This window comes from Winogradskyella sp., from assembly GCF_003712105.1.
Lineage (GTDB): Bacteria > Bacteroidota > Bacteroidia > Flavobacteriales > Flavobacteriaceae > Winogradskyella.
Genome location: NZ_RHLG01000004.1, coordinates 296198 through 321024, shown reverse-complemented (window position 1 = coordinate 321024; position 24827 = coordinate 296198). Strand labels below are relative to the sequence as shown.

The window sequence follows — 24827 nt, the reverse complement described above, 5'->3', positions numbered from 1 at the left end:
TCGAGCAAATACGCGATTAAAATTAAATGATATTTACTTCAGTCTCTATATTGATATTAAAAAGTCTTAAAATTGTTTTTTGAATAAGTATAGCCAACTCATGGATGTCTCTACCTTTAGCATTTCCGTAATTAACGAGAACGAGAGCCTGTTTAGTATGAACTCCATAGTCATTAAAACGTTTGCCTTTAAATCCTGCGGTTTCGATTAACCAGCCCGCTGGTACTTTAACGTCATTATCTGATACTATATAATGAGGCACATTTGGGAAATTGATTTTTAGTTTTTCAAAATCAGATTTAGATATAACTGGATTTTTAAAGAAACTACCACTGTTGCCAATCTCTTTTGGATTAGGAAGCTTACTTTCTCTAATTTTTATAACAGCTTTTGAAACATCTTTTATACCAGGATTGTCAATACCAATTGATTGCAATTCGTTTTTGATAGCGCCGTATTCTATATTAATTTTGTGGTTTTTTTTGGTAAGCTTTAAGCGAACGCTTGTGATAATAAATTGGCCTTTAAGCTCTTGCTTAAAAACGGATTCTCTATAATCAAACCTACACTCTGAATTGGTGAAGGTTCTAATGTTTTGGTTAGAAATGTTAATTGCAGTACAGCTCTCAAAAACATCTTTTAGTTCAACGCCGTAGGCGCCTATATTTTGAATAGGAGCTGTGCCTATATTTCCAGGAATTAATGAAAGATTTTCTATACCACCTAAATTATTTTCTAAACACCAAAGTACAAACTCATGCCAATTTTCTCCTGCTTTAGCCTCAACGACAGCATAATCTTCGTTTTCTTCAATAATTGAAATTCCTCTAAGATTGAGGTGTAAGACCAATGCATCAATGTCTTTTGTTAGCAGCATGTTACTGCCGCCTCCAAGCACAAATAGAGCGTCTTTATTTTTAGACTTTAGTATAGTTTTTAACGATGAAAGACTTTGTACATCTGCATATAATTTTGCTTTGGCATCGATACCAAACGTATTATATGTCTTTAATGATACATTTTCTTGTATTGTCATTTAGTCTTTGTAGGTTTTTAGAGCTTCAGCGATAATGTTAACAGCTTTAATTAGACGCTCTTCTTTAAGTACGTATGCAATTCGGATTTGGTTTAGACCAATGTTTGGGGAAGAGTAAAAACCAGCCGCTGGAGCAACCATAACTGTCTCATTATCAACAGAAAAATGTTCTAAAAGCCATTGAGCAAATTTGTCAGAATTTTTTATGGGTAGTTGAGCAATACAGTAAAATGCTCCATTTGGTTTTGCCACTTTTACACCTTCTATTTTTTCTAATTCTCTAATTAGGGTATTACGACGATTAACATATTCTTCGTTAACCTCTTTAAAATAACTGTCTGGCGTATCCAGGGCTGCCTCACTAGCAATTTGTGCTAAAGTCGGAGGACTTAATCGGGCTTGAGCAAATTTAAGTGCAGTAGCGATAAGAGTTTTGTTCTTTGAAACCAAATAGCCAATTCTTGCACCACACATGCTATAACGTTTAGAGACAGAATCAATGACAATAGCATGTTCTTGCAACCCGTGTTCTTGAAGTATTGAGTAGTGTGAAACGCCATCATAAACAAACTCACGATATACTTCATCAGCAATTAAAAATAAATCATGCTTTTTTACTAATGCAGCTAATTTTTTAATCTCGTCTTTTGAATATAAATACCCAGTTGGATTACCCGGATTACAAATAAGTATGGCTTTAGTTTTAGAAGAAATTAGCGTTTCGAAATCTTCAATTGGTGGCAAGGCAAAATTATCTTCAATTTTAGATACAACTGGTACAACTTTTACACCTGATGAAGCCGAAAATCCGTTGTAATTGGCATAAAAAGGTTCAGGGATTATTATTTCATCATCGACATCCATAATACTACCAAAAGCAAAAAGTAAAGCCTCACTACCACCTGTAGTTACAATAATATCGTCATGATTAACACTTATATCATTTTTAGCATAATAGTCTGCTATTTTTTGGCGGTATGTTTCTGAACCTTCTGACCTTGAATATGCCAAAATATCTAGAGTAGTATTAGTTATAGCATCTAAAGCAACTTGGGGTGTTTTAATGTCTGGTTGACCTATATTAAGATAGTAAACTGTTTTACCTTCTTTAGTGGCTTGCTCTGCATAAGGAACAAGTTTTCTTATTGGAGACGAAGGCATATGATGTCCTTTTTTAGAAATCTTTGGCATGGTTGGCGTTATTTTATTTCAAAAATTATAACTTTCTTAAAGTTTAATTAAAAATTAAGTACAAAATTAAGCTATTGCAACTAGAATTGTATTTTAATGTTATGATTTTAAAACTAACTAAATTAAAATTCACCCTTTTGGTATTTAGTTTGTGCTTTGGTTCTATATTATTAGCGCAGACAAGTTTTAATCTTAAGAAAGTTAAAAGCTCTAAAATTAGATTTCAGCTTATAAATAACATTATTGTTTTGCCCATTGAATTAAATGGTGTAAAGCTTTCTTTCGTGCTTGATACAGGTGTAAGCAGGCCAATACTTTTTAATCTCGCTAACTTAGATTCACTTCAAATAAAAAATACTGAACAATCATTTTTAAGAGGATTAGGCAATAAGGGCACCATTACTGCTATTAGATCAAGAGGTAATCTCATTAAAGTTGGTGAAGCCATTGCTGTTAATCGTGATATTTCTATGGTCTTTGATCCAACAATAAATTTCACATCACGATTAGGCGTGCCAGTTCATGGAATCATTGGGTACGATATTTTTAAGGATTTTATTGTTGAAATGAATTATCAATCAAAATATATTCGCCTGCATAAACAGCATTCTTTCAAAAAACCTAAGTCTTCAAGTTGGCAAGAGGTTGGTATTGAAATTATTAAGCGAAAACCATATATCAATGGTGTCGTCTATGATAACAGTAATACTATACCAGTAAAGTTGCTTATAGATACAGGAGGTAGTGATGCTCTATGGTTGTTTGAAGGCAGTAAGCAAGACATTAAAATTCCGGAAGACAAATACTTCAAAGATTTTTTAGGTAAAGGATTAAGCGGTCCAGTCTACGGTAAACGTTCTAAGGTTAATGCATTTTCATTAGGTGATTTTAGGCTTAATGATGTTAATGTGGCATATCCTGATTCTTTGTATCTAAGTATTGCGACTAAAATTAAAGAGCGCAACGGCAGCGTGTCCGGTAATATTTTAAGACGGTTTAACTTATTCTTTGACTATCAAAGTGGTCGACTATGGTTTAAAAAAAATAGTAGTTTTAAGTTACCATTTTACTATAATAATAGTGGTATTACAGTTGAGCAGAATGGCTACAGAGTTGTGAAAGAAAAGCAAACCTCTTCGCGCTTAGACTCATATGGGCGTAATATTAGTGATAACTCTAAAGGCATTGATTTGACCGATATATATAGGTTGGTACTAAGACCTTCATTTCAAGTTGTTGAGTTAAGAGAAAATTCTAATGCCAAACACGCAGGTGTTCAACTAGGTGATATTATTTTAAGCATAAATGGCAATGAAACTAGTGCCATGTCACTTCAAGAGGTTAATTCATATTTTTACGATAGAAAAGGAAAAATGATTCGACTTAAAATAGAACGAGATAAAGAAGTGATTGTAATGAGGTTTGCTTTGGATGATGTGTTTCAAAAAAAAGAGCCTATAGTAAACTCTATAGACTCTAACTAATTGCAGTTTAATTTATTTATTGTTCGACCGAACTTTTCTTTTTCTTTTCTAAAACACTTGTTTTACTAGGGTCAACTACTAATCCTTTAATTTTTAATGCCACAGTTGGTGTGTCTGCATTAGATAAAACTGTAATAGTTTTTCTAATAGGTCTTACCAAGTTTGTATTGTATTTAACCTCTATTTCTCCCGTTTCACCTGGCATAATAGGGCCTTTCGGCTTTTTAGGAATTGTACAGCCACAAGTAGATTTTACATTAGAAATTATAAGTGGTGCGTTACCAGTGTTTGTAAACTCAAATGTACGTACACCATCTGCTCCTTTTTCAATAGTTCCGTAATCAATGACGTCTGTCTTAAATTCTATTTTAGCAACCTTCTTCTCTTGTGCAGTTAAACCCAAGCTCATTACACCAATAAATAAAATAGTAATTATATTTTTCATCTTTTAAAATTTTATTTGACTTTCAAAACTAGGTACTTTTTGTTTCTATTCAAAATTAATACGTTGTAATGCACTTATATTTAACACAAAGTTCAATTAAAAGTCACATTATTTAAGCATTTATTCCTCAAAAAAAGAAATATAAGTACTTTTGTCAGTCATTATTCAAAAAGTATTCCAAAGTATGAGTATTCCATCTAAATATGATGCAAGTTTAGTAGAAGGTAAGTGGTACGATTACTGGATGAAAAACAACTATTTTCATTCAGAACCAGATGAGAGAGAATCATATACTATTGTAATTCCACCGCCAAACGTTACAGGTGTTTTACATATGGGGCACATGCTCAATAATACGATACAAGATGTACTAATTCGTCGCGCACGTTTACTTGGTAAAAATGCGTGCTGGGTGCCTGGAACTGATCACGCATCTATTGCTACTGAGGCAAAAGTTGTTGCTAAGTTAAAGGAACAAGGAATTGATAAAAACGATTTAACCCGAGAAGAGTTTTTAAAACACGCATGGGATTGGACAGAAGAATATGGCGGAGTCATCCTTGAACAACTCAAAAAATTAGGTTGTTCTTGCGATTGGGATAGAACTAAATTTACCATGGATGATGATATGGTAGAAGGTGTAATTAAGGTATTTGTAGACTTGTACAATAAAGGCCTTATTTACAGAGGTTATCGTATGGTGAATTGGGATCCTGAAGCTAAAACTACTTTGTCTGACGAAGAGGTTGAATATGTTGAAAAACAAGGCAAACTCTACTATGTAAATTATAAAATTGAAGGCAGCGATGATGTTTTAACTATTGCCACCACAAGGCCTGAAACTATTTTAGGAGATACAGCTATTTGTATTAACCCTAATGATGAAAGACATCAAAATTTAAGGGGTAAAAAAGCTATTGTTCCTATTAGTAATCGTGTAATTCCGATTATTGAAGATGACTATGTAGATGTTGAGTTTGGTACAGGTTGTCTTAAGGTAACACCAGCTCATGACGAGAATGATAAAGTTCTAGGCGATAAGCATAATCTTGAAACTATAGACATCTTTAATGAAGATGCTACATTGAATAGCTTTGGCTTACATTATGAAGGTCAAGACCGATTTGTTGTACGTAAAGCAATTGTTAAAGAGTTAGAAGAGCTGGGTCATATCTATAAAATTGAAGATTATACCAATCGTGTGGGTATTTCTGAACGTACTAAGGCCATTATAGAACCTCGATTAAGCGATCAGTGGTTCTTAAAAATGGAAGAATTGGTTAAGCCAGCTATCGAAGCTGTTCTGGGAGATGACCGTGATGTAAAGCTATTTCCTAGAAAGTTCGAAAATACATACCGTCATTGGGTAGAAAATATTAGAGATTGGAATATTTCTAGACAGCTGCGATGGGGACAACAAATCCCTGCGTATTATTATGGTGATGGAAAGGAAGATTTTGTTGTAGCAGAAACAATAGAAGGCGCTTTAAAATTAGCTCAAGAGAAGACTTTAAATCCTGGCCTTCAGATATCTGATTTAAAACAAGAATCTGATGTGGTAGATACATGGTTTTCAGCTTGGTTATGGCCAATGAGTGTTTTTGATGGTATCCGTAATCCTGAAAATAAAGATATTAAATACTACTACCCAACAAATGATTTGGTAACTGGACCAGACATTCTATTCTTCTGGGTAATTCGCATGATTATTGCGGGTTATGAGTTCAAAGATGCTCGTCCTTTTGAGAATGTTTACTTAACAGGATTGGTACGCGATAAGCAACGTCGTAAGATGAGTAAATCTTTGGGCAATTCGCCAGATGCATTAAAATTAATCGAAGAATTTGGTGCAGATGGAGTTCGTGTTGGTTTACTATTAAGTTCTGCAGCAGGAAATGATTTGCTATTTGATGAAGCTTTATGTCAGCAAGGTAAAGGCTTAGCCAATAAGGTTTGGAGTGCATTTTATCTCACCACGCTTTGGGATGTGTCTGACACGGTTGAGCAACCACAATCTAGTACCATTGCAATTGATTGGTATCGCTCTAAATTCCAAAAGGCATTTATTGATATAGAAGACCACTTTAGTAAGTATAGACTATCTGATGCTTTAATGGCTATCTATAAGCTTATTTATGATGATTTTTGTGGCTTATTCCTAGAGTTGGTAAAACCACCATATCAACAGCCAATAGATGCTAAAACCTATAATGAAGTTATTGCCATTTTTGAAGATAACTTAAAGTTGTTACATCCGTTTATGCCGTTCTTAACTGAAGAAGTATGGCAAACTTTAAAGTCTCGAACAGCAGAAGAAGCATTGATTATTGCAAACTATCCTAAGCAGACAACTTTTAACGCGCAGTTAATTACAGATATGGATTTTGTGTCAGATATTATTTCTGGTCTAAGAACTGTGCGTAAAGAAAAGAATATAGCGTTTAAAGATGCTATTGAAGTTTTTGTAATTAATAATGAAAGCTTCTCTGACACGTATAATTTAGTTATTCAAAAATTAACTAATGCTTCTAGTATAACAGCTATTAAAGATAAAGTTGACGGCGCATCTTTTAGAGTAAAGTCTAACGAGTATTTCGTGCCTATTTCTTTAGATAATATTAATGTTGAAGAAGAAATTGAAAAGCTGACTAAAGAATTAAAACGTGCCGAAGGCTTTTTAATAGGTGTGCAAAAAAAGCTATCTAATGAACGCTTTGTATCTAATGCACCAGAACAAGTAATTGCACTAGAACGCAAAAAAGAAAGCGATACTTTAGCAAAAATTGAGACGCTAAAAACAAGTTTGGCAAGTCTGAATTAGTTTTTTTGAAAGTGCCCTAAACAATAATTTTGTAAGAACTTTTTATTCCTTTTTTAAGGCACTTTCAAAACCTTTCAATGCAAATATTCCTGCAAGAATAGCAACTGCAACCCGTAGCCAATGAAAAAACAACCAAGAGTTGAGTTTTCCTGCTACCTCACCAATAGTAATTTTTTGATTTATAAAATCAATATTTAAAGGTAAAAAGTAAGCAACAGTAAAAACACTAATTAACAAAAGGCTAAACAACGCATATAGCCAATACTTTTTGGTTAATGATTTTCTCTGACTCATAAAAAACACCAACATTGTTGATATAAATGCAGGAAGTAATGTAGTAGCTGTAGGTAACAGCAGTAAGGTGAAGTCTGTTGCGAAACTCTCCATGAAAGAAATAGGTTCCAAAGATTTCCATTGAATTCCATAGCTTAAGCCTATGTTTATCATATTACCTGTAAAAGCAGCAATGGCTATAATTGCAATAAACGAAATCACCTTTTTCATATTAAGAATTTTTAGTTATTCCAAAATGATTCATAACACTTGTTTTGAACAATAATAGGATTGCTGTAAGCTGAAATATTATCGACGCAGTTAGTGATGCAAATACCAATTTTTCACTTACCATTTCTTTTGGTAAAGGATCTTGCCATTGTGTAATTAAGCCATTTAAGTAATCGAATGCCCCAATTACACTATATATTAAAATCAACGCCCAAGTTTTTATGCCTTTCCCCTTTAAAATGAAATAAATAATTACTGGTAATAATAGCCCTAAAATTGAATCAGTTACCCAAGGTCCAAGCCAAGCATTTGGACTATGACCTTCAAACATTTCTAAACTAGAAATAAACATTCCAGCCTGGATACGTGTAATAGTAAGACCCGTTAATATGGCAATTATGTATATTATTTTTGGTGTTTTTTTTCTATCCATGATTCGTTGTTTTTTGTTTTTTTAAATTTTTAAAAAGGCGATAGAAAATATAGAAGTGGGTAAACGTCATAAATGGACCTACAATTACAAATAAGAACCAAATGCCACCAATGTCATAATTATAAAATTCAAGGCCAAACGTGTTTGGAAATGCATACATGAGATCCACAAATCCATAAATATTAAATACCCATACTAACGGAATCGCATACTTCCATTTTATCTTTAGTGTATATGAAGTAATCATTGCTAAAATTGCAACTGAAAAATCCCAAAGACCTATCGTCTGCCCAATATCTTTTGGGAAGTCATCATAAATCATTTGGTTGTCTACCATGAACATCATTCCTAAGTAGCGCAGACTATGAACAAATACTAATGGTAATAAAACATCATAAATACTTAGATTAGTAATTCTTGGAGTAACCCACCATCTAAAAAAGAGGTAGATCATAATTAAAGCAGTAAAAGTTTGTAAGTTGATAATTGTGAAATTGTCCATAATTTTTATTTTTTGTGGTTATAAGAATGATTTAGCAATTTGAATGGGTTCATTTAGGATTCTGCTAGTAAAACCTCTCATTTCATAATATTCGATTGAAGGGAATTATTTGGTAAATCGAAAGTTCGGTAATTGCACTTTTACCATTAATAATTATGAATGTTCTTGTTTTCTCCATTCGCACCAAGGGTGTTTTTACCTTTTAGACAAGGAAAAAACTTAGGTGTGACCACTTTGAAGAAAAAATTAATTTAAGTTGAGGTTGTTTTGCCAGTTAGGACTTTCTAGAATAGATTGAAGAAAACTTTTTTTATCAAATTGAGTTTTAAAGCTGTGCTCTCTATGTAATTGGTTGTAAAATTGCTCTGATTCTTCAATTAATAAGTTAGCCTTTGGCTCAATTTCTTTTTGAAATGTAGAATATTCTTTTCTGTTAAACAGTAGGTTTTTTGCATCTACTAGTCCTTTTTCAAGAGCGATAGTAACTTTTTTATGGCATTTACATGGGTTTGATTTATCTACTAAACCGCACTTGTTTTTCATAAAATTGTGGAGATGTGTTCTGGCTCTACTTAACTTTTTTCTGTAAGTGTCTTTTGAAACAGACATTATTTCAGAACCTATATTATGGTCTGCATCAAAAATATCTCCGATAATATAAACCAATCTTTGTTCCTTGGTTAAGCAAAGCAACATACCTGAAAGGCATTGCAAACGAACTTCTCTAATCTCTGCTTTCTTAGCTTCTTGTTCTTCTAAAGAAATGTCAAAACTTGGAGCATTATCTAGAGCGTTACCTAAATCCTCAAAGTTATCTTGAAAAGGTGTTTTAGGTTTATTAGTCATATTTAAAAAGTGATTCCAAACGATTTGATAGGCCCATGTTCTAAATGTACTTTTACCTTTGAATGAGCTTAAATTAGAAACTATTTTTAATAATGCTTCTTGAGTCAGATCCTGTGCTTCCACAGAATCGCCAATCATTTTCCAAGCAATGTTATATATAAAAGGTTGATGTTTTTGTATAAGACTATTTAAGGATTTCTTATCTCCTTTCAATATTTCTTCAATTAATAAATCATCAGTTTTATCCGTATTGTACGAGGAGGAAAAAGGATTCATTTGCCGTTATAAATTAACATCATTTTTATATGTTGAACGAAGTTCGTGAAATTTTCTGATAATTTCAACCCTAATAATTACTGCTCATTAATACAATTACAATCTCGGTTAATTTTTCAAAACACCTAGATAATTTATCCACGGCCCAACTTCTTTTGAGTATTGTTTTGCCATGACTCTAGAGATCTGAGCTATATGTCCTAAATCGTGAACTGCCCAAGTAGAAATTAATTGTTGAAGAGTTACAGGTCCAAATTCTGGATGAATACCAACGCGATTAAAATCTTTTGAAGTAATTTTTAATGAAGCCAATTCTTCCAGGTTTTTTTCTCTCAATATCTTAAATTCTTTAATCAAGGTATCGATAGGTTTGTTTTGGTCTTCATTTAATTGAGCAAATCTATCAAAAGGTTCAAAACGTTTATTTTCGGATTCATCTAAAATGATTTTAATTCGTACAATCCAATCGGTTTTTTCGCCAAATATTAAATGACCAACAACATCATAAGGACTCCAAGTAGTCTTACCTTCATTATTTCTATACCATTCTTCGGATAGACCGGTTAAAAGCGTATCAATTACTTGAGGTGTTCGCTTTAAGATTTCTATGGATTTGTCTAATTCAAAATTCATTTTAAAAGAATGCTCTTTAAGACACTAATAAATTAGCCAGAAGTAATTACCATTCATTTATTCGGTTACTATCGAGTTTAATAAAGATAAACAACAAAATAGTAAAGGCCCATAGATTAGAACCGCCAGCACTAAAAAAGGGTAGAGGTATACCAACAGTAGGTATAAGTCCCATAACCATTCCTATGTTGACTGTAAAGTGCACAAAAAAGATAGATGCAACGCCATAACCATATACACGGCTAAACTGTGACTTTTGCCGCTCGGCTAAAACTAATAACCTTATAATTAGTATAGTAAATAATATAACAACTGCTGCTGAGCCTAAAAACCCCCATTCTTCGCCAACTGTACTAAAGATGTAGTCTGTATCTTGCTCAGGTACAAATTTTCCCTTTGTTCGGGTACCTTCCATAAAGCCTTTTCCCCAAAATCCTCCTGAGCTAATGGCTTGCTCGGATTGTATAAGGTTGTAAGCTTCACGCTTCTTCATAAGCTCTAGTTTCTTAGGATCTTTTTCGAGTCGTAACCAAAGACTAATTCGGTTTTGCTGGTGTATTTTTAATCCGTGATTATAAAACTGTTTTACACCATAAGCAAATACAACACAAGCCAATAGAATGGTTATATGTTGCAACAAACTACCTCGTTTTTGTTTCTTAAAAAAGTAAACGCTGAAGATGATTAATGCCGCCACTAGTATTGCAATAAGTGTCCCAAACTTGAGCGCTAAAACAGCTAGAATAACCAAAGAAAAACCAATTATAACGTAGATTTGTTGTAGGCCTTCGCGATAAAACACAAAGAAAAATGCTGCATAAACCAACGTACTTCCGGCATCGTTTTGTAATAATATTAATAGTGCGGGCACAAAAATGAGAAGTACTGCTTTTATTTGATCTCTTATAGTTTTTAGATTAGTTTGTATATCACTGATATATTTGGCAACTGCTAATGCCGTGGCAAACTTTGCAAATTCACTAGGCTGAATCGTCATGCTTCCGATGCCATACCATGATCGTGCACCGTTAATATCTTTTCCAAATACAAAAAGGCCTAAAAGTGAGACAATTGCAATAACATATATCAATCCAGAAAAGCGTTCATAAAATTTGGCTTCAACAGATAGAATCAATACAATTAACACTAAAGAGAGTCCAATAAATATTAAATGTTTACCGTAAGATTGGCCTATATCAAAATAGTTGATGGTGTCTCCAGTATGTGATGCAGACATTATATTTAAATACCCAAAAGCCACCAAAAGCATGTAAATAATAATAGTAGTCCAATCAAACTTAAAGCGCCTCTGATTCTCTCGTATCATTTACTATCGATTTTTGCTTTTAGATACTTAAGCGCTTCATATTCTTCCGTAGGAATTGTCTCAAGAGTGGTTTCTCTATTAATCTTAAACGGTTCTCCTGAATATGGTTTTTGGTATTCATGTTCAAGTGTATGACTTAGAACAAAGTTTTCTAAATCAGTTCTTGAAATTTCTTTTTTAAGATATTTCTCAATCATTAAACTTGCCATTTTTCCTGCAAAACGACTTCCGAAATAACCATTCTCTATAAATACTGCTAAGGCTATTTTGGGATTATCTTTTGGAGCAAAAGCCACAAAAATAGAGTGGTCAGTAAGCTGTGTTTTTTTGCCGTCAATTATGGCGAAGTTTTCAGCAGTACCAGTTTTTCCGCAGATTTCAATACCATTAACTTGTACATATTTGGCAGTTCCTTTGTTATATACATCAAACATGCCTTGTACAATAGGTTCAAAATGCTCCTTATCTATAGTTGTGTATTTAGGAGTGGTAAATTTTGAAGGTATAGTATCGCCTTCAACCTTTTTAATAATATGCGGTGTATAGTAATATCCGCGATTACCAATGGCAGCAGCCATATTTGCCAGCTGAATCGGAGTTGCTAAAACTTCACCTTGACCAATAGCATTCGATATAGTAAAGGTCGGATACCATTTGCCTTTTCCGTATGCTCTATTGTAGGTGTTAGATGTTGGTATTTTTCCGGGTTGACCTACAGATAAATCATTATTTAAATAATTTCCTAAACCAAAACTCTTCACATGTTTACTCCATACATCCATAGCAACAGCAGGAGAATCGTATTTGTCCATTATTCGGCGGTAAACATTCGCAAAATAGGCATTACATGATTCGTATATTCCTAAGTTCATATCAGCTGGACTTCTATGTACATGGCAACCCATTTTACGGTTTCCATATCTATATCCCAAAGCACACGAAAATCGATCTCCAGTTGATACAACATTTTCTTGTAAGCCAATTAACGCGTTGATCGTTTTAAAAGGCGACCCAGGTGGATACATAGCTTGTAAACTTCTATCGAACAAAGGTTTTGCTAAACTATCGTTGTATAGTTTATTAAAGTTTTTGGAACGCTCACGACCAACCAGTAAATTAGGATTGTACGTTGGGCCAGACACCATTGCTAGAATTTCTCCACTGCTTGGTTCGATAGCTATAATTCCACCTCGTTTGTTGGTCATTAATAATTCGCCATATTCCTGAAGCTTAGAATCAATGGTAATGGTGATATCTTTTCCTGGAATTGCAATAGTGTCTAAGGTTCCATTTTGAAACGGACCAATATCACGGTTAAAACGGTCTTTTTGAATAAGCTTGAGACCTTTTGTGCCTCTGAGCGTTTTCTCATAAGTTTTTTCAACACCTTGCTTGCCAATTAAATCACCTTTACTGTAATAGGCATCATTGTTTATTATGCTCTGATTTACTTCACCAATATCGCCGAGAACATTAGCTCCAATAGATTTTCGATACGTTCGTATTGAGCGCCTTTGGATGTAAAAACCGTCATATTTCCGCATTTTTTCCTGCAGATACGCATAGTCTTCTTTGGATAAATTAGATAGGAAGACATAAGGTAACCTCGGCGAATAGTTTTTTGCTTTATTGTATGTTTTAATAAAATCTGCCTTGGTTATTTTTAATAATGAGCAAAACTCTAAAGTATCTAGAGGTTCAACTTCTCTAGGAATTACCATGACATCGTACGATGGTTTGTTTGCTACAAGAAGCTCTCCATTTCTATCATATACATAACCACGCTTAGGATAAGTATATACTTTTCTTATTGCAGAATCTTCAATAGGATTGTAGGTTTTAGAATCATAAACCTGCAGGTAGAAAAGCCTTGCTAAAAATGCAAGTCCTACAATAGTTACAAGTCCTAAAAGTAAAAGTTTTCTCATTTACGAGGTCTAAACAATAAAATGATAATAGTGCTTAATATGATAGTTAAAATACTAGTAAATAACGTCTTTTTTAATATGAGGAGTATTTGATAAATGTTAAAAATTTCGAGAATAAATAGAATAAAATGATGGAAGAATGCAGTTAGCGCTATATAACCGAACAGTTGTCCAAAACCGAGGTTGCCAAACTTAATGGTTTGATGGTCGTATAAGGTTCCAAATGTATATTTAAGAAATATTGGTCTTGCATAAGCTAAAAAAACAGATGCGCCGGCATGTACACCTCCAGAATCCAAAAACATATCTACCAATAAGCCTAAATTAAATGCACAGATTAAGAATAGTAAACGATTGGCATTAATAGGAAATAGAATAATGAAGATGATGTAGATGTATGGATTGATATAGCCCAGAAAATTAATGGAACTGCAAATACTCACCTGAATTATTAGGAGTGCAATAAATCTTATAATATTAGCAACTAAGCCATTAGTCATCGTTCTGAGCTTCTAAATTTATAAGTTCTTCTAAGTCATTATTCTTAATAATATAGACATGCTGAAGTGTGGTAAAATCATTAAACAATTTTACTTCAATTGTATACGTGTCGCCACTTTCGTCCGATTCAAAGCTATCTACTGTTCCTATATTAATTCCTTTAGGGAATATAGCAGATTGCCCACCTGTAACTATGGTATCACCAACTTGGAGATTAGCAAACTTAGATACATCTTCTAGTTGAACATAATAGGGAGAATCGCCATTCCAAGTTAAAGAACCGCTTTGATCAGAGGTTTTCAGTTTTGCATTGATTCGGCTTTTTTTACTCAAAATTGAAAGTACAGTTGAAAACTTTCTTGATGTATTATCTATTATTCCCACAATACCTTTTGATGATATTACACCATAATCTTGAGCAACACTATCACGTTTTCCTCTATTTATAGTTAGGTAATTATTAGAAGCGCTATAACTATTTTTATAAACTTCGGCTGACAAGATTGCGAACCTTTCATCATCATAGTTAGAATTTATGTTTGAAGATGCTATAGTAGAATTTATTACTTGTTTTCGCAGTATTTCGTTTTCTTCAATAAGCAAATCGTTTTGCTCTTTTAAATCAAAGTATTGCCCAACACTATTTACAGTACCATAAACACCTCCAGTTAAGCTATTGGCAGAATTAATAAATTGACTTTTATGGTATGAATGTGATTGAATCGTTAGCGCTAATGCAAGGCCAAACAGTAATAAAAACAAGAGAAATGTTTTGTTTCTTATTACAAAATTGAGGATTTGTTGCATTAGTTATGCTTTATTTTATCAACACACTTTTGTATTTAGCTATATTTTTGAGCGTAATACCTGTACCTCTAACTACTGCTCTTAAAGGATCTTCAGCAATATAAACTGGTAAGTCGGTTTTTTGAGACAGACGTTTGTCTAGACCTCTTAACATAGAACCTCCACCAGCTAAATAGATGCCTGTATTGTATATATCTGCTGCTAATTCTGGTGGCGTTTGGGATAAAGTTTCCATCACAGAGTCTTCAATACGAAGTATAGACTTGTCCAATGCTTTTGCAATTTCACGATAAGAAATCTGTACCTGTTTTGGCTTTCCAGTTAGTAGGTCTCTACCTTGAACACTCATGTCTTCTGGTGGTAATTCTAAATCTTCAGTTGCTGCACCAATTTGAATTTTAATCTTTTCAGCAGTTCTGTCACCAACATATAAATTATGCTGCGTACGCATGTAATAGATAATATCATTTGTGAAAACATCTCCAGCGACTTTCACAGATTTATCACAAACAATACCACCAAGTGCAATTACTGCAATTTCTGTTGTTCCACCACCGATATCTACAATCATGTTTCCTTTTGGCTGCATAATATCTACACCAATACCTATGGCAGCAGCCATAGGCTCATGAATTAAGTATACTTCTTTTCCATTAACACGTTCACATGATTCCTTTACTGCACGCATTTCTACTTCAGTAATTCCTGAAGGAATACATACGACCATGCGTAATGATGGATTAAAGAGCTTCTTCTTTAAAGCTGGTATGTTTTTGATAAATAAATTTATCATCTGCTCTGAAGCATCAAAATCTGCAATTACGCCATCTTTAAGTGGACGAATTGTTTTAATATTTTCATGGGTTTTTCCTTGCATCATGTTAGCTTCCTTACCAACTGCAATTATTTTTCCACTTAGTCTATCTCTTGCTACAATAGAAGGACTATCAACAACAACCTTGTCGTTGTGAATTATTAATGTATTTGCGGTACCTAAATCTATTGCTATCTCTTCCGTTAGGAAATCAAAAAATCCCATGTATTTAGTCTTGTTTTTGGGGTGTGAATTTTGTCTAAAAAATGATTAACTGTAAATGTAATAAATTATACGTTATTTCTAGAGTTATGGATGTTTTCTTATTTGTTTTTTTTAATGCTTAAAATGACGGGTACCAGTAAACACCATTGCCATGTTATTTTCATTGCAATAATTAATACTTAATTCATCTTTTATTGAGCCTCCAGGTTGAATAACAGCTTTAATTCCTGCATTGTCTGCAATCTCTACACAATCTGGAAATGGGAAAAACGCGTCACTTGCCATTACAGCACCCTTTAAGTCGAAATTAAAAGATTTTGCTTTATGTATAGCTTGGTTAAGAGCATCAACACGACTTGTTTGCCCTGTGCCACTTGCACAGAGTTGTTTGCCTTTTACTAGAACGATCGTATTAGACTTCGTGTGTTTGCAAATTTTTGAAGCAAATATTAAATCATCGATTTCATTAGACGAAGGCGTAGTGTTAGTAACCGTATTTAAGTCATCTGTGCTATCAGTTTTAGCATCTCTATCTTGTACTAAAACGCCATTCAGACATGTTCTCACTGTAGTTTGAGGTAATTCAACATCATTAAGAATAAGTAAAATTCTATTTTTCTTCCCTTTTAAAATATCCAAAGCTTCTTCAGAAAAAGATGGCGCAATAACGACTTCGCAGAATAGTTTATGTATTTCCTCAGCAGTTGCCTTATCAATCTCTACGTTCGAGATTAAAATACCCCCAAAAGCTGATACTGGATCTCCAGCTAATGCATCTACATAAGCTTGGTGAATGGTTTCTCGTTGCGCAAATCCACAAGCGTTATTGTGTTTTAAAATAGCGAAAGTAGGTGCTTCATTTTTAAATTCTAAAATCAAATTAACTGCAGCGTCAACATCCAAAAGGTTATTATAGCTTAACTCTTTTCCGTGAAGCTTTGTAAACATTGCGTCAAAATCACCAAAGAAAAATCCCCTTTGATGCGGGTTTTCACCATATCGAAGCACTTTACCGTTAGTTTCACTAATTTTTAAAACAGCCTGTTCATGGTTATTAAAATAATTAAATATTGCAGTGTCGTAATGCGAGGATACGTTAAACGCTTTAGTAGCAAAAAGCTTTCTGTCTTCTTCCGTAGTTTCCCCATTTTTTGAATTTAGTAATCCTAAAAACTCAGAATAATCTTCAACAGATGATACGCAAACAACATCAGCATAATTTTTCGCGGCAGCTCTAATTAAAGAAATGCCTCCGATGTCTATTTTTTCTATAATATCTTGATTGCTAGCACCCGAAGCTACTGTTTTTTCAAATGGGTATAAATCTACGATTACGAGGTCTATCTGAGGAATTTCAAATTCTGTTAATTCAGCAACATCACTACTGTTGTCTTGTCTGTTTAAAATGCCACCAAAAACTTTCGGGTGTAGTGTTTTTACGCGACCACCTAATATTGATGGGTAAGAAGTAACGTCTTCAACAGGAACAACATTTATTCCTAAATCTTTAATGAATTTTTCTGTACCACCAGTAGAGTATATTGTTACGCCGAGGTCATTTAATTTTTTTACAATTGGCTCTAAACCGTCTTTACTAAATACAGAAATTAGAGCTGAAGAGATGCGCTTGCTTGCCATGCCAAAATAAGTGTGAAATTTAAAGGCATAAAAATACTGATAACTCCAAAAAAATAGAGACTAAAGAAACACTTTGTTTAAGTTTTTTGTAACATATAATTGTTAACAACGTCTTATGGTTATATTTATAGAAAAATAAGGTTAAATGCTCGTTTATCTTCGCTTGTTTAAAGAGAGTTTTTCGTTTGCTATTAATGCATTGCGTAATAACAAACTCAGAACGTTTTTATCTTTGTTAGGCGTTACGGTTGGTATCTTTTCTATAATAGCTGTATTGGCAGCTGTAGATTCATTAGACCGAAACATCAAGGATAGTCTTTCAGGCCTTGATAAAAACACTATATATCTTACGAAATATTCTTTTGGGCCGACACAAGTTCCACGTTGGAAACGCGACAATTTTCCACAAGTCGAATATGATGATTATGAATTTGTACGACGAAACATATCAGATATTGAAGCTTCAGCGTACGTTATTTTTGGCTCTGGAGAAACAATTAGATATCAGGCTGAGACCATAACAGGTGTTGAGGTGACTCCAATTTCTGAAGGCATCTATATCATCGATGATTTAAAAATTGTAAAAGGTCGTTTTTATTCTGAATTAGAATCTGAAACAGGCGCACCAGTAATTGTACTAGGATATACTTTAGCAGAAAACTTATTTGATAATTCTAACCCAATAGGAAAGCAAATTAGAGTTTACGGACGTAAACTCACCGTAATTGGCGTTCTTAAAAAATACGGTACCGGTTTAGGAGATTCGCCTGATGGTAAAGCTTTTGTACCGGCAAATTTTGTAAGACGATTTAGGAATGGAGGTGCTAATGGATTGCCAGGAGCGGTTGTTATTAAACCAAAATCTGGCGTTGATATTGGCGCTTTTGAAAGTGTTTTGAAGCAAAAATATAGAGTTTACAGAGGATTAAAAGCAGATGAAGAAGATAACTTTTTTGTGAACAAACTTTCTGGTTTGGTCCAGGCAGTAGATAGTATAATTGGGGTTATGAATGGTATTGGATGGATGATTAGTCTCTTTTCACTTTTAGTTGGTGGTTTTGGTATAGCCAATATTATGTTTGTAAGTGTAAAAGAACGTACCAACCTTATTGGAATTCAAAAATCTCTTGGTGCGAAGAATAAGTTTATTCTATTTCAATTTTTATTTGAAGCAACAATTTTAGCGGTCGTTGGAGGTCTAGTAGGGTTAGGTTTAGTTTGGATTTTAACTTTAATTGCATCCAGTATGGCAGGAGATTTCAACTTTATTCTTTCAGCGCAAAATATGCTCTTAGGATTTGGACTATCGTCAGTTATTGGTCTCATATCAGGCGTGCTACCAGCAATAAGGGCTTCACGTCTAGATCCTGTAGAAGCTATTAGAACTGGTATGTAAACAGTTTTATAGTTTTTGTAACAGTTTTTTGATTATTCGATTTTATCTTTAGTCTTTAAAATGAAATCAATCAATGTTTGTCTATCTCAGATTATTAAAAGAGAGTTTTTCTTTTGCATTTAATGCTTTACGTAACAATAAACTAAGAACATTTCTGTCCTTGTTAGGAGTTACAATTGGTATATTCTCTATCATAGCTGTATTAGCAGCTGTTGATTCATTAGATAAGAATATTAAATCACAATTAAGCTCCTTAGATAGTAACACCATGTATCTTGCTCGTTTCTCATTTGGACCAACAGATGTCCCAAGATGGAAACGACAACAATTTGATAAGGTCAATTTTAACGAGTATAACTATTTAAAAGATAATCTTACGGGTGCAGAACATGTGGCATACCAATTGTTTGTTCGTCCAGAAAGTGTACGATATGAGTCTGAGGTAGTAAGCAATGTAAATACTGTGGTGGTCTCTCATCAGTTTACTGATATTCAAACCTTGGAGTTTTCTAAAGGACGTTTTTATAACGAAGCAGAATCCAATTCTGGTAAACCTGTTATTGTTATTGGCGATGAAATTGCAAATTCACTTTTTGGAGATTTAGAACCATTGGGTAAGCGTGTTAGACTTTATGGACAAAAATTCACGGTTATAGGTGTGGTTAAAAAAGAAGGCTCTGGATTGTTTGGTGATAGTAATGATGTATCTATTTTTTTGCCAGCTAATTTTGTAAGAAATCGTTATGGTGATAATAACAGAAACATTAACAATATTGTTATTATAAAACCTAAGCCAGATGCTGATATTGATGAATTAAAAGCTGAGGTAACTCAGATTATGCGGAATAGACGTGGATTAAAGCCAAATGAAATTAACACCTTTTTTATTAGTGTAATTTCAGGACTTAAAGATGCTATAGATAGCATTATAGGTAGTATGAATTTTATTGGTTGGTTGATTAGTTTGTTCTCACTTTTAGTTGGCGGTTTTGGAATTGCTAATATTATGTTTGTTAGTGTAAAAGAACGCACCAATCTTATCGGGATTCAGAAGTCTTTGGGTGCAAAAAATAAGTTTATACTATTTCAGTTTTTGTTTGAAGCTGTAATTTTGGCTATTGTTGGAGGTTTAGTAGGTCTATTGATGGTTTGGTTAGGTACTATGGTAGCTAGTAATATTGCAACAGATTTTGACTTTGTTCTATCTCCTCAAAATATGCTTCTTGGATTTAGTATCTCGTCTATAATCGGACTTATTTCTGGAGTGATTCCTGCATTGAGAGCTTCACGTTTAGATCCTGTTGAAGCTATAAGAACCGGAATGTAAAAAGGTCTATAGTAGTTCAGCTACTTCCTCACAGACAAATTCTAAAAAACGTTCATCTTTCTCTGTGAATGGGTCAGGTGTGTTAGAATCGATATCTATCTGACCAATATTTTCACCGTTTACAAAAATAGGAATTACAATTTCTGCCTTTACTGTAATACTACAGGCTATGTAGTTATCTTGTGCACTCACATCTGGTACAACAAAATTTTGATTGCTAACGGCCACTTGCCCGCAAATACCTTTCCCGAACGGAATAATAGTATGGTCTGTTGGCTCGCCAACGTATGGTCCTAGCTTTAGTTCGTTTTTATTGCCATTTTTAAAATAGAACCCAACCCAATTATAATAATCTATATTAGCTTCAAGAAGTTCGCAAATCTTCAGGAGTTTTTCATCAAGACTTAGAGTTTTGTCTGATGTTATAGCTGTTGTTAAGGATTTTAATTCTTCAAATATCATTGTCAATAAAAATTTTGGTAAAAATATCTAAAAAGTGCAACTTACAAATTGTAATTCTATAATTTTAACAGCACAGTAACATAAGTCATTTTTTGAGAGCATTACTTACAAAATACAAATTAGTCATTCGATTTATTCTCACATTTGTGTTGGTTTACAGTGTGTTGTCTTTTGCATATAAGTTTTATTTAGACTTTTCTGATGGGTCTAAATACTATCCAGATTATATGACGCATTTGGTTGGTAAACAAACCGAGGCTGTGCTTAATACATTAAACTATACCACTAACATTGTTCCTCATCCAGACGAACCTTCATTAATGGTGTTTATGGAGCAAAAGTATTTAGCTCGAATAATTGAAGGGTGCAACAGCTTGAGTGTTATTATCTTATTTATCTCGTTTGTAGTTGCATTTTCAGATACATTTAAGCGCACTTTTTTATTCATTCTAGCTGGTAGTGTATTGATATATTGTGTAAACCTGCTTAGAATTATTCTGCTTACTATAGGCTTGTATAAGTATCCTTGGCGTAGTGAGCTTATGCACGAAGTTATATTTCCACTAGCTATTTACGGAATGGTGTTTTTGCTGTGGATGTTTTGGGTAAACCAGTTTTCTAAACCAAAAAGAGTTGAAGATGACTAAAACAGTATCATACATTTTAGTAGCGATTTTGTTGTTACTTTTGATATTGGTTAGAGCCTACGAAGATGTTCTGTTCTATGATCCTTACCTCATTTTTTTTGAAAATGATTACTTATATATAGATAGTCCTAGACGTGAAGTAGCTAAACTGGTGTTTTTTACTTCGTTACGCTATGCCATTAATACGCTTCTATCCTTAGGTATTATTTACTGTGCTTTTAAGGATAAACAAATGATTAAGTTTTCAGTAGTAATTTATGCTATTGCTTATGTATGCTTTTTAATTCCTTTCATGTATTTTGTAATTAATCCTAAGCAAGAAGATTATTATTTATTCTTTAATGTACGTCGGTTTTTAATTCAACCAATACTATTACTGCTGTTACTTCCGGCCTTATATTATTACAAGCTTAAACGTTAATTGAATTATAATTAAAATAGCAGTTTTTTCTTTTTTACTAATTTTGCTGTGTGAAATATGTTTTATTACATAAGGTGTTTTCAGTGGCACTATCTACTTTAGTGTTGCTCTCTACATTTTCTTTTACCATCGAGAAGCATTATTGTGGTGACCGTTTGGTTGATGTTGCCCTATTTTCTGAAGTTGATGGTTGCGGAATGGAAATGGATAAACTTCCTGATCTTAAAAAGTCGTGTTGTAAAAATGAAGTTGATTTAATTGAAGGCCAAGATGAAATTACAATTAAAGCCTTTGATGATTTAGAAGATATTCAGCAACAGGTCTTATTTGCATATATATATTCATATTTCAATCTTTATGAAAGTCTTCCAAAAAAGGTAATACCTCATAAAGATTATTCACCGCCATTACTCATCAGTGACATTCAGGTCTTGAATGAGACTTACCTAATTTGATTTAGTATAACTTTTAGAATTAAAAGCACATATACGTGTGCTTATTGTTATACCTATAAATCAAATAAATGAAAAAATATTTAAAAATAAGTGTTATGTTTTTGGCGCTGAGTTTATCAGCGCAAGAACAACTTACTGGCATAATATTAGAGAAAAGTAGCTCTCAAGAAATACCGCTTTCTGGAGCTAATGTCTATTGGCTAGGTTCAAGTATTGGTGTCATAACTGGTGAAGATGGTACATTTTCTTTGCCGTATAAGTTTTCATTCAATAAGTTGGTGATTAGTTATGTTGGATTTAAAACAGATACATTAATAGTTAATGGCAACAAGTATATACGGCACGTTTTGAAAGCTTCTGATGAGCTGGATGCAGTAACTATCACTTCTCGAAAACAAACAACAGCGAGATCGTATTTAAAGGCCACAAATACATTTACAGTGAGCCGAGATGAATTACTTAAAGCAGCTTGTTGTAATCTTTCGGAGAGCTTTGAAACAAACCCGTCTATTGATGTGAATTTTTCTGATGCTGTTACCGGTACTAAACAAATAAAAATGCTAGGTTTAGATTCACCTTACATTTTGATTTCTACCGAAAATATTCCTGCAATCCGAGGTGCTGCTCAAACATATGGTTTGAGTTTTATCCCAGGAACATGGGTTGAGAGTATTCAAATTACTAAAGGCGCAGGTAGTGTTGTTAATGGTTATGAAAGTATTACTGGACAGATTAATGCAGAATTGGTAAAACCAATAACAGATGACAAGTTTTTTGTAAACCTATACGCTGCTACAAGTCAAAGGTTTGAGTTAAATACACATCTTAATACAAGCTTAAGCGAAAAATGGAGCACTGGCTTATACATACACGGAAATACATTGCAAGAGACACATGATGTTAACAATGATGGATTTTTAGATATGCCTTTGTATAACCAAGTTAATGTCATGAACCGTTGGCAATACACTGACGCAGAAAAAGGCATTGTGAGCTTTATCAACTTAAGATACTTGTATGACGAAAAACAATCGGGACAAGTTAATTTTAATCCAGATACAGATAGAGGTACTACAAATGCTTGGGGAAGTGAGATAAATACAGAGCGTTTTGATATTACAACTAAGCTAGGCTATGTAAATCCAGAAGTTCCATACCAGAGTTTAGGTTTTCAAACCGCATTTAGCCATCATAAACAAGACTCATATTTTGGTCTAAATATATATGATATAAGGCATAATAGCTTTTATTCTAACTTGGTTTATAATAGTATCATTTCAGACTCTAGGCACAAAATCAAAACTGGGATTAGTTTCACTTTAGACCATTACGATGAGTTAGTAAATACTCAAAATTTTGAACGAACTGAAAACTCATTCGGAGGCTTTTTTGAATACGCCTACGATGATTTAGATAAGTTAACTATGACTGCTGGTTTACGTGTAGACCAACATAACAGGTTTGGGTTTTTTGTAACACCTAGATTACATATGCGTTATACACCTTGGGAGAAATCAGCAATTAGATTATCTGCCGGTCGTGGTATAAGAAGCGCAAATATTTTTGCTGAGACACAGAATATGTTCTCAAGCTCTCGACAAATAAATATTATAAACTCAGGTGGAAAAATCTATGGGCTAGACCCTGAGATAGCCTGGAATTATGGTGTTAGCTATTTGCAAGGGTTTAATCTATTTGGTAGAAAAGCTGATATTACGTTTGATTTTTACAGAACAGACTTTAAAAATCAAGTGATCACAGACTGGGAAAATCCGTTTGAAATTAGTTTTTACAATCTTGATGGTAATAGCTTTGCTAATAGTTTTCAAGTTGAAATTAATTATGATTTATTTGAAGGCTTTGATTTGAGAACTGCTTATAAATATTACGATATACAAACAGATTATATATCAGGAAGATTACAAAAGCCTTTTATACCTCAGCATCGCTTTTTTGCTAATGCGGCGTATGAAACAGATAAAAAAGAAAATGATAGCCAATGGAAATTTGATGCTACCTATAATTGGGTTAGCGAGCAACGTTTCCCAAATACAAATTTAAGCGCGCCACAATTTCAATTGCCAGAAAAATCACCGACAGTAGGCACACTAAATTTACAAGTCACGAAGGTGTTTTCTCCAAAGTTTGAAGTGTACATAGGTGGCGAAAATGTAACTAATGTTAGACAACCAGACCCAATAATAAGTGCAGACAATCCGTTTGGTTCAAATTTTGATAGTAACTTTGTCTACGGGCCAATTTTTGGAAGCATGTATTATACAGGTCTAAGATTTAAAATAAATTAAAATGAAAAAACTACTAACTATTGCAATGCTAATTATGAGTGTATTAGCATTCTCACAAAATAAAAATGCAAAGGCATCGATAGAAGTTGATGGCGTTTGCGGTGAATGTAAAGAACGTATAGAGAAAGCTGCTATACGAACTAAAGGTGTAAAATCTGCAGTTTGGAATATTAAAACTCATGAGCTCAAACTTATATTTGATGAGCGTAAAACAGATTTAAAAACCATAGCTCAAAAGCTTGCTGATGTTGGTCATGATACCAAATATATCAAGGCAAGTGATAAAGCTTACGCTAAAGTAGATCCTTGTTGCAAGTATCGTGATGAAGATGTGGTAAAAGCACACAAGTCAGAAAATGAAAACTAATGCAAAAAGCCTGAACATATGTTCAGGCTTTTTAG

General features: G+C 33.5%; 24 protein-coding genes. 9 read left to right on the top strand and 15 right to left on the bottom strand.

Going from position 1 to position 24827, the window contains the following annotated elements; all coding sequences use genetic code 11:
- Window positions 1-22 precede the first annotated feature (22 nt).
- Together murB and ED556_RS11150 are read right to left on the bottom strand one after the other, a co-directional pair.
- Complete coding sequence (murB, locus tag ED556_RS11155; protein ID WP_296323631.1) at window positions 23-1036, bottom strand: UDP-N-acetylmuramate dehydrogenase; 1014 nt, start codon at window positions 1034-1036, stop codon at window positions 23-25.
- Window positions 1037-2227 carry a pyridoxal phosphate-dependent aminotransferase gene (locus ED556_RS11150; protein WP_296323627.1) on the bottom strand — a complete coding sequence of 397 codons (1191 nt, stop codon included), beginning with the start codon at window positions 2225-2227 and terminating at the stop codon, window positions 1037-1039. It lies immediately after the preceding gene.
- Between the two features lie 248 nt (window positions 2228-2475).
- Here ED556_RS11150 and ED556_RS11145 point away from each other — a divergent pair, with 248 nt between their 5' ends.
- On the top strand, window positions 2476-3711 hold the full coding sequence (locus ED556_RS11145; RefSeq protein ID WP_296323623.1) for an aspartyl protease family protein: 1236 nt from the start codon (window positions 2476-2478) through the stop codon (window positions 3709-3711).
- A gap of 16 nt (window positions 3712-3727) precedes the next feature.
- On the opposite strand, the gene ED556_RS11140 is transcribed toward ED556_RS11145, so the two are convergent.
- A complete protein-coding gene (locus ED556_RS11140) occupies window positions 3728-4156 on the bottom strand; it encodes a DUF1573 domain-containing protein (RefSeq protein ID WP_296323620.1) in 429 nt (142 codons plus the stop codon).
- A gap of 184 nt (window positions 4157-4340) precedes the next feature.
- Here ED556_RS11140 and ED556_RS11135 point away from each other — a divergent pair, with 184 nt between their 5' ends.
- The gene (locus tag ED556_RS11135; RefSeq protein WP_296323617.1) at window positions 4341-6977 is read left to right on the top strand and encodes a valine--tRNA ligase; all 2637 of its coding nucleotides are present in this window, start codon (window positions 4341-4343) and stop codon (window positions 6975-6977) included.
- A gap of 42 nt (window positions 6978-7019) precedes the next feature.
- On the opposite strand, the gene ED556_RS11130 is transcribed toward ED556_RS11135, so the two are convergent.
- The 11 genes from ED556_RS11130 to purH all read right to left on the bottom strand — a co-directional run bounded on the left by ED556_RS11130 (window position 7020) and on the right by purH (window position 17411).
- A complete protein-coding gene (locus ED556_RS11130; RefSeq protein ID WP_296323615.1) occupies window positions 7020-7481 on the bottom strand; it encodes an anthrone oxygenase family protein in 462 nt (153 codons plus the stop codon).
- 1 nt (window position 7482) lies between these two features.
- On the bottom strand, window positions 7483-7914 hold the full coding sequence (locus ED556_RS11125; protein WP_296323612.1) for a hypothetical protein: 432 nt from the start codon (window positions 7912-7914) through the stop codon (window positions 7483-7485).
- Entirely contained in the window at window positions 7907-8416 is a 510-nt protein-coding gene (locus ED556_RS11120; RefSeq protein WP_296323610.1) for a hypothetical protein, read from the bottom strand. The genes ED556_RS11125 and ED556_RS11120 overlap by 8 nt, the downstream gene beginning before the upstream one ends.
- Before the next feature lie 246 nt (window positions 8417-8662).
- Complete coding sequence (locus ED556_RS11115; RefSeq protein WP_296323607.1) at window positions 8663-9538, bottom strand: RNA polymerase sigma factor; 876 nt, start codon at window positions 9536-9538, stop codon at window positions 8663-8665.
- A gap of 108 nt (window positions 9539-9646) precedes the next feature.
- The gene (locus ED556_RS11110) at window positions 9647-10171 is read right to left on the bottom strand and encodes a DinB family protein (RefSeq protein WP_296323604.1); all 525 of its coding nucleotides are present in this window, start codon (window positions 10169-10171) and stop codon (window positions 9647-9649) included.
- A 46-nt stretch (window positions 10172-10217) separates the two neighbouring features.
- Window positions 10218-11498, bottom strand: coding sequence for a rod shape-determining protein RodA (gene rodA, locus ED556_RS11105; protein WP_296323602.1), 1281 nt, complete (start codon window positions 11496-11498; stop codon window positions 10218-10220).
- Entirely contained in the window at window positions 11495-13426 is a 1932-nt protein-coding gene (gene mrdA, locus ED556_RS11100; protein WP_296323599.1) for a penicillin-binding protein 2, read from the bottom strand. The genes rodA and mrdA overlap by 4 nt, the downstream gene beginning before the upstream one ends.
- Window positions 13423-13926 carry a rod shape-determining protein MreD gene (locus ED556_RS11095; protein WP_296323596.1) on the bottom strand — a complete coding sequence of 168 codons (504 nt, stop codon included), beginning with the start codon at window positions 13924-13926 and terminating at the stop codon, window positions 13423-13425. Before ED556_RS11095 ends, mrdA begins: the two co-directional genes overlap by 4 nt.
- Window positions 13919-14734, bottom strand: a complete 816-nt coding sequence (gene mreC, locus ED556_RS11090) for a rod shape-determining protein MreC (RefSeq protein ID WP_296323593.1) — start codon at window positions 14732-14734, stop codon at window positions 13919-13921. Before mreC ends, ED556_RS11095 begins: the two co-directional genes overlap by 8 nt.
- 10 nt (window positions 14735-14744) lie before the next feature.
- The gene (locus ED556_RS11085; RefSeq protein WP_296323590.1) at window positions 14745-15773 is read right to left on the bottom strand and encodes a rod shape-determining protein; all 1029 of its coding nucleotides are present in this window, start codon (window positions 15771-15773) and stop codon (window positions 14745-14747) included.
- Window positions 15774-15884: 111 nt separating this feature from the next.
- Window positions 15885-17411, bottom strand: a complete 1527-nt coding sequence (purH, locus tag ED556_RS11080) for a bifunctional phosphoribosylaminoimidazolecarboxamide formyltransferase/IMP cyclohydrolase (RefSeq protein ID WP_296323587.1) — start codon at window positions 17409-17411, stop codon at window positions 15885-15887.
- Window positions 17412-17556: 145 nt separating this feature from the next.
- Here purH and ED556_RS11075 point away from each other — a divergent pair, with 145 nt between their 5' ends.
- Window positions 17557-18807 (top strand): ABC transporter permease, encoded by a 1251-nt coding sequence (locus ED556_RS11075; RefSeq protein WP_296323581.1) that lies wholly within the window; start codon window positions 17557-17559, stop codon window positions 18805-18807.
- Between the two features lie 73 nt (window positions 18808-18880).
- Window positions 18881-20134 (top strand): ABC transporter permease, encoded by a 1254-nt coding sequence (locus ED556_RS11070; protein ID WP_296323578.1) that lies wholly within the window; start codon window positions 18881-18883, stop codon window positions 20132-20134.
- A gap of 6 nt (window positions 20135-20140) precedes the next feature.
- On the opposite strand, the gene ED556_RS11065 is transcribed toward ED556_RS11070, so the two are convergent.
- Window positions 20141-20596, bottom strand: coding sequence for a GAF domain-containing protein (locus ED556_RS11065; RefSeq protein WP_296323575.1), 456 nt, complete (start codon window positions 20594-20596; stop codon window positions 20141-20143).
- 92 nt (window positions 20597-20688) lie between these two features.
- Here ED556_RS11065 and xrtF point away from each other — a divergent pair, with 92 nt between their 5' ends.
- From xrtF to ED556_RS11040, 5 genes are all read left to right on the top strand, one after another.
- A complete protein-coding gene (gene xrtF / locus ED556_RS11060) occupies window positions 20689-21243 on the top strand; it encodes an exosortase family protein XrtF (RefSeq protein ID WP_296323573.1) in 555 nt (184 codons plus the stop codon).
- Window positions 21236-21664, top strand: a complete 429-nt coding sequence (locus ED556_RS11055; protein ID WP_296323570.1) for an exosortase F system-associated protein — start codon at window positions 21236-21238, stop codon at window positions 21662-21664. Before xrtF ends, ED556_RS11055 begins: the two co-directional genes overlap by 8 nt.
- 50 nt (window positions 21665-21714) lie before the next feature.
- A complete protein-coding gene (locus ED556_RS11050; RefSeq protein WP_296323568.1) occupies window positions 21715-22119 on the top strand; it encodes a hypothetical protein in 405 nt (134 codons plus the stop codon).
- A gap of 68 nt (window positions 22120-22187) precedes the next feature.
- The gene (locus ED556_RS11045; protein WP_296323565.1) at window positions 22188-24425 is read left to right on the top strand and encodes a TonB-dependent receptor; all 2238 of its coding nucleotides are present in this window, start codon (window positions 22188-22190) and stop codon (window positions 24423-24425) included.
- Window position 24426: 1 nt separating this feature from the next.
- Window positions 24427-24792: a heavy-metal-associated domain-containing protein gene (locus ED556_RS11040; protein WP_296323562.1), complete on the top strand. Its 366-nt coding sequence runs from the start codon at window positions 24427-24429 to the stop codon at window positions 24790-24792.
- Window positions 24793-24827: the final 35 nt, after the last annotated feature.

What these genes read in the sequence shown, in the direction of transcription:
- murB (WP_296323631.1), bottom strand. Translation starts at nt 1,036, where the DNA reads ATGACAATACAAGAAAATGTATCATTAAAGACATATAATACGTTTGGT.
- ED556_RS11150 (WP_296323627.1), bottom strand. Translation starts at nt 2,227, where the DNA reads ATGCCAAAGATTTCTAAAAAAGGACATCATATGCCTTCGTCTCCAATA.
- ED556_RS11140 (WP_296323620.1), bottom strand. Translation starts at nt 4,156, where the DNA reads ATGAAAAATATAATTACTATTTTATTTATTGGTGTAATGAGCTTGGGT.
- ED556_RS11135 (WP_296323617.1), top strand. Translation starts at nt 4,341, where the DNA reads ATGAGTATTCCATCTAAATATGATGCAAGTTTAGTAGAAGGTAAGTGG.
- ED556_RS11130 (WP_296323615.1), bottom strand. Translation starts at nt 7,481, where the DNA reads ATGAAAAAGGTGATTTCGTTTATTGCAATTATAGCCATTGCTGCTTTT.
- ED556_RS11125 (WP_296323612.1), bottom strand. Translation starts at nt 7,914, where the DNA reads ATGGATAGAAAAAAAACACCAAAAATAATATACATAATTGCCATATTA.
- ED556_RS11120 (WP_296323610.1), bottom strand. Translation starts at nt 8,416, where the DNA reads ATGGACAATTTCACAATTATCAACTTACAAACTTTTACTGCTTTAATT.
- ED556_RS11115 (WP_296323607.1), bottom strand. Translation starts at nt 9,538, where the DNA reads ATGAATCCTTTTTCCTCCTCGTACAATACGGATAAAACTGATGATTTA.
- ED556_RS11110 (WP_296323604.1), bottom strand. Translation starts at nt 10,171, where the DNA reads ATGAATTTTGAATTAGACAAATCCATAGAAATCTTAAAGCGAACACCT.
- rodA (WP_296323602.1), bottom strand. Translation starts at nt 11,498, where the DNA reads ATGATACGAGAGAATCAGAGGCGCTTTAAGTTTGATTGGACTACTATT.
- mrdA (WP_296323599.1), bottom strand. Translation starts at nt 13,426, where the DNA reads ATGAGAAAACTTTTACTTTTAGGACTTGTAACTATTGTAGGACTTGCA.
- ED556_RS11095 (WP_296323596.1), bottom strand. Translation starts at nt 13,926, where the DNA reads ATGACTAATGGCTTAGTTGCTAATATTATAAGATTTATTGCACTCCTA.
- mreC (WP_296323593.1), bottom strand. Translation starts at nt 14,734, where the DNA reads ATGCAACAAATCCTCAATTTTGTAATAAGAAACAAAACATTTCTCTTG.
- ED556_RS11085 (WP_296323590.1), bottom strand. Translation starts at nt 15,773, where the DNA reads ATGGGATTTTTTGATTTCCTAACGGAAGAGATAGCAATAGATTTAGGT.
- purH (WP_296323587.1), bottom strand. Translation starts at nt 17,411, where the DNA reads ATGGCAAGCAAGCGCATCTCTTCAGCTCTAATTTCTGTATTTAGTAAA.
- ED556_RS11075 (WP_296323581.1), top strand. Translation starts at nt 17,557, where the DNA reads ATGCTCGTTTATCTTCGCTTGTTTAAAGAGAGTTTTTCGTTTGCTATT.
- ED556_RS11070 (WP_296323578.1), top strand. Translation starts at nt 18,881, where the DNA reads ATGTTTGTCTATCTCAGATTATTAAAAGAGAGTTTTTCTTTTGCATTT.
- ED556_RS11065 (WP_296323575.1), bottom strand. Translation starts at nt 20,596, where the DNA reads ATGATATTTGAAGAATTAAAATCCTTAACAACAGCTATAACATCAGAC.
- ED556_RS11055 (WP_296323570.1), top strand. Translation starts at nt 21,236, where the DNA reads ATGACTAAAACAGTATCATACATTTTAGTAGCGATTTTGTTGTTACTT.
- ED556_RS11045 (WP_296323565.1), top strand. Translation starts at nt 22,188, where the DNA reads ATGAAAAAATATTTAAAAATAAGTGTTATGTTTTTGGCGCTGAGTTTA.
- ED556_RS11040 (WP_296323562.1), top strand. Translation starts at nt 24,427, where the DNA reads ATGAAAAAACTACTAACTATTGCAATGCTAATTATGAGTGTATTAGCA.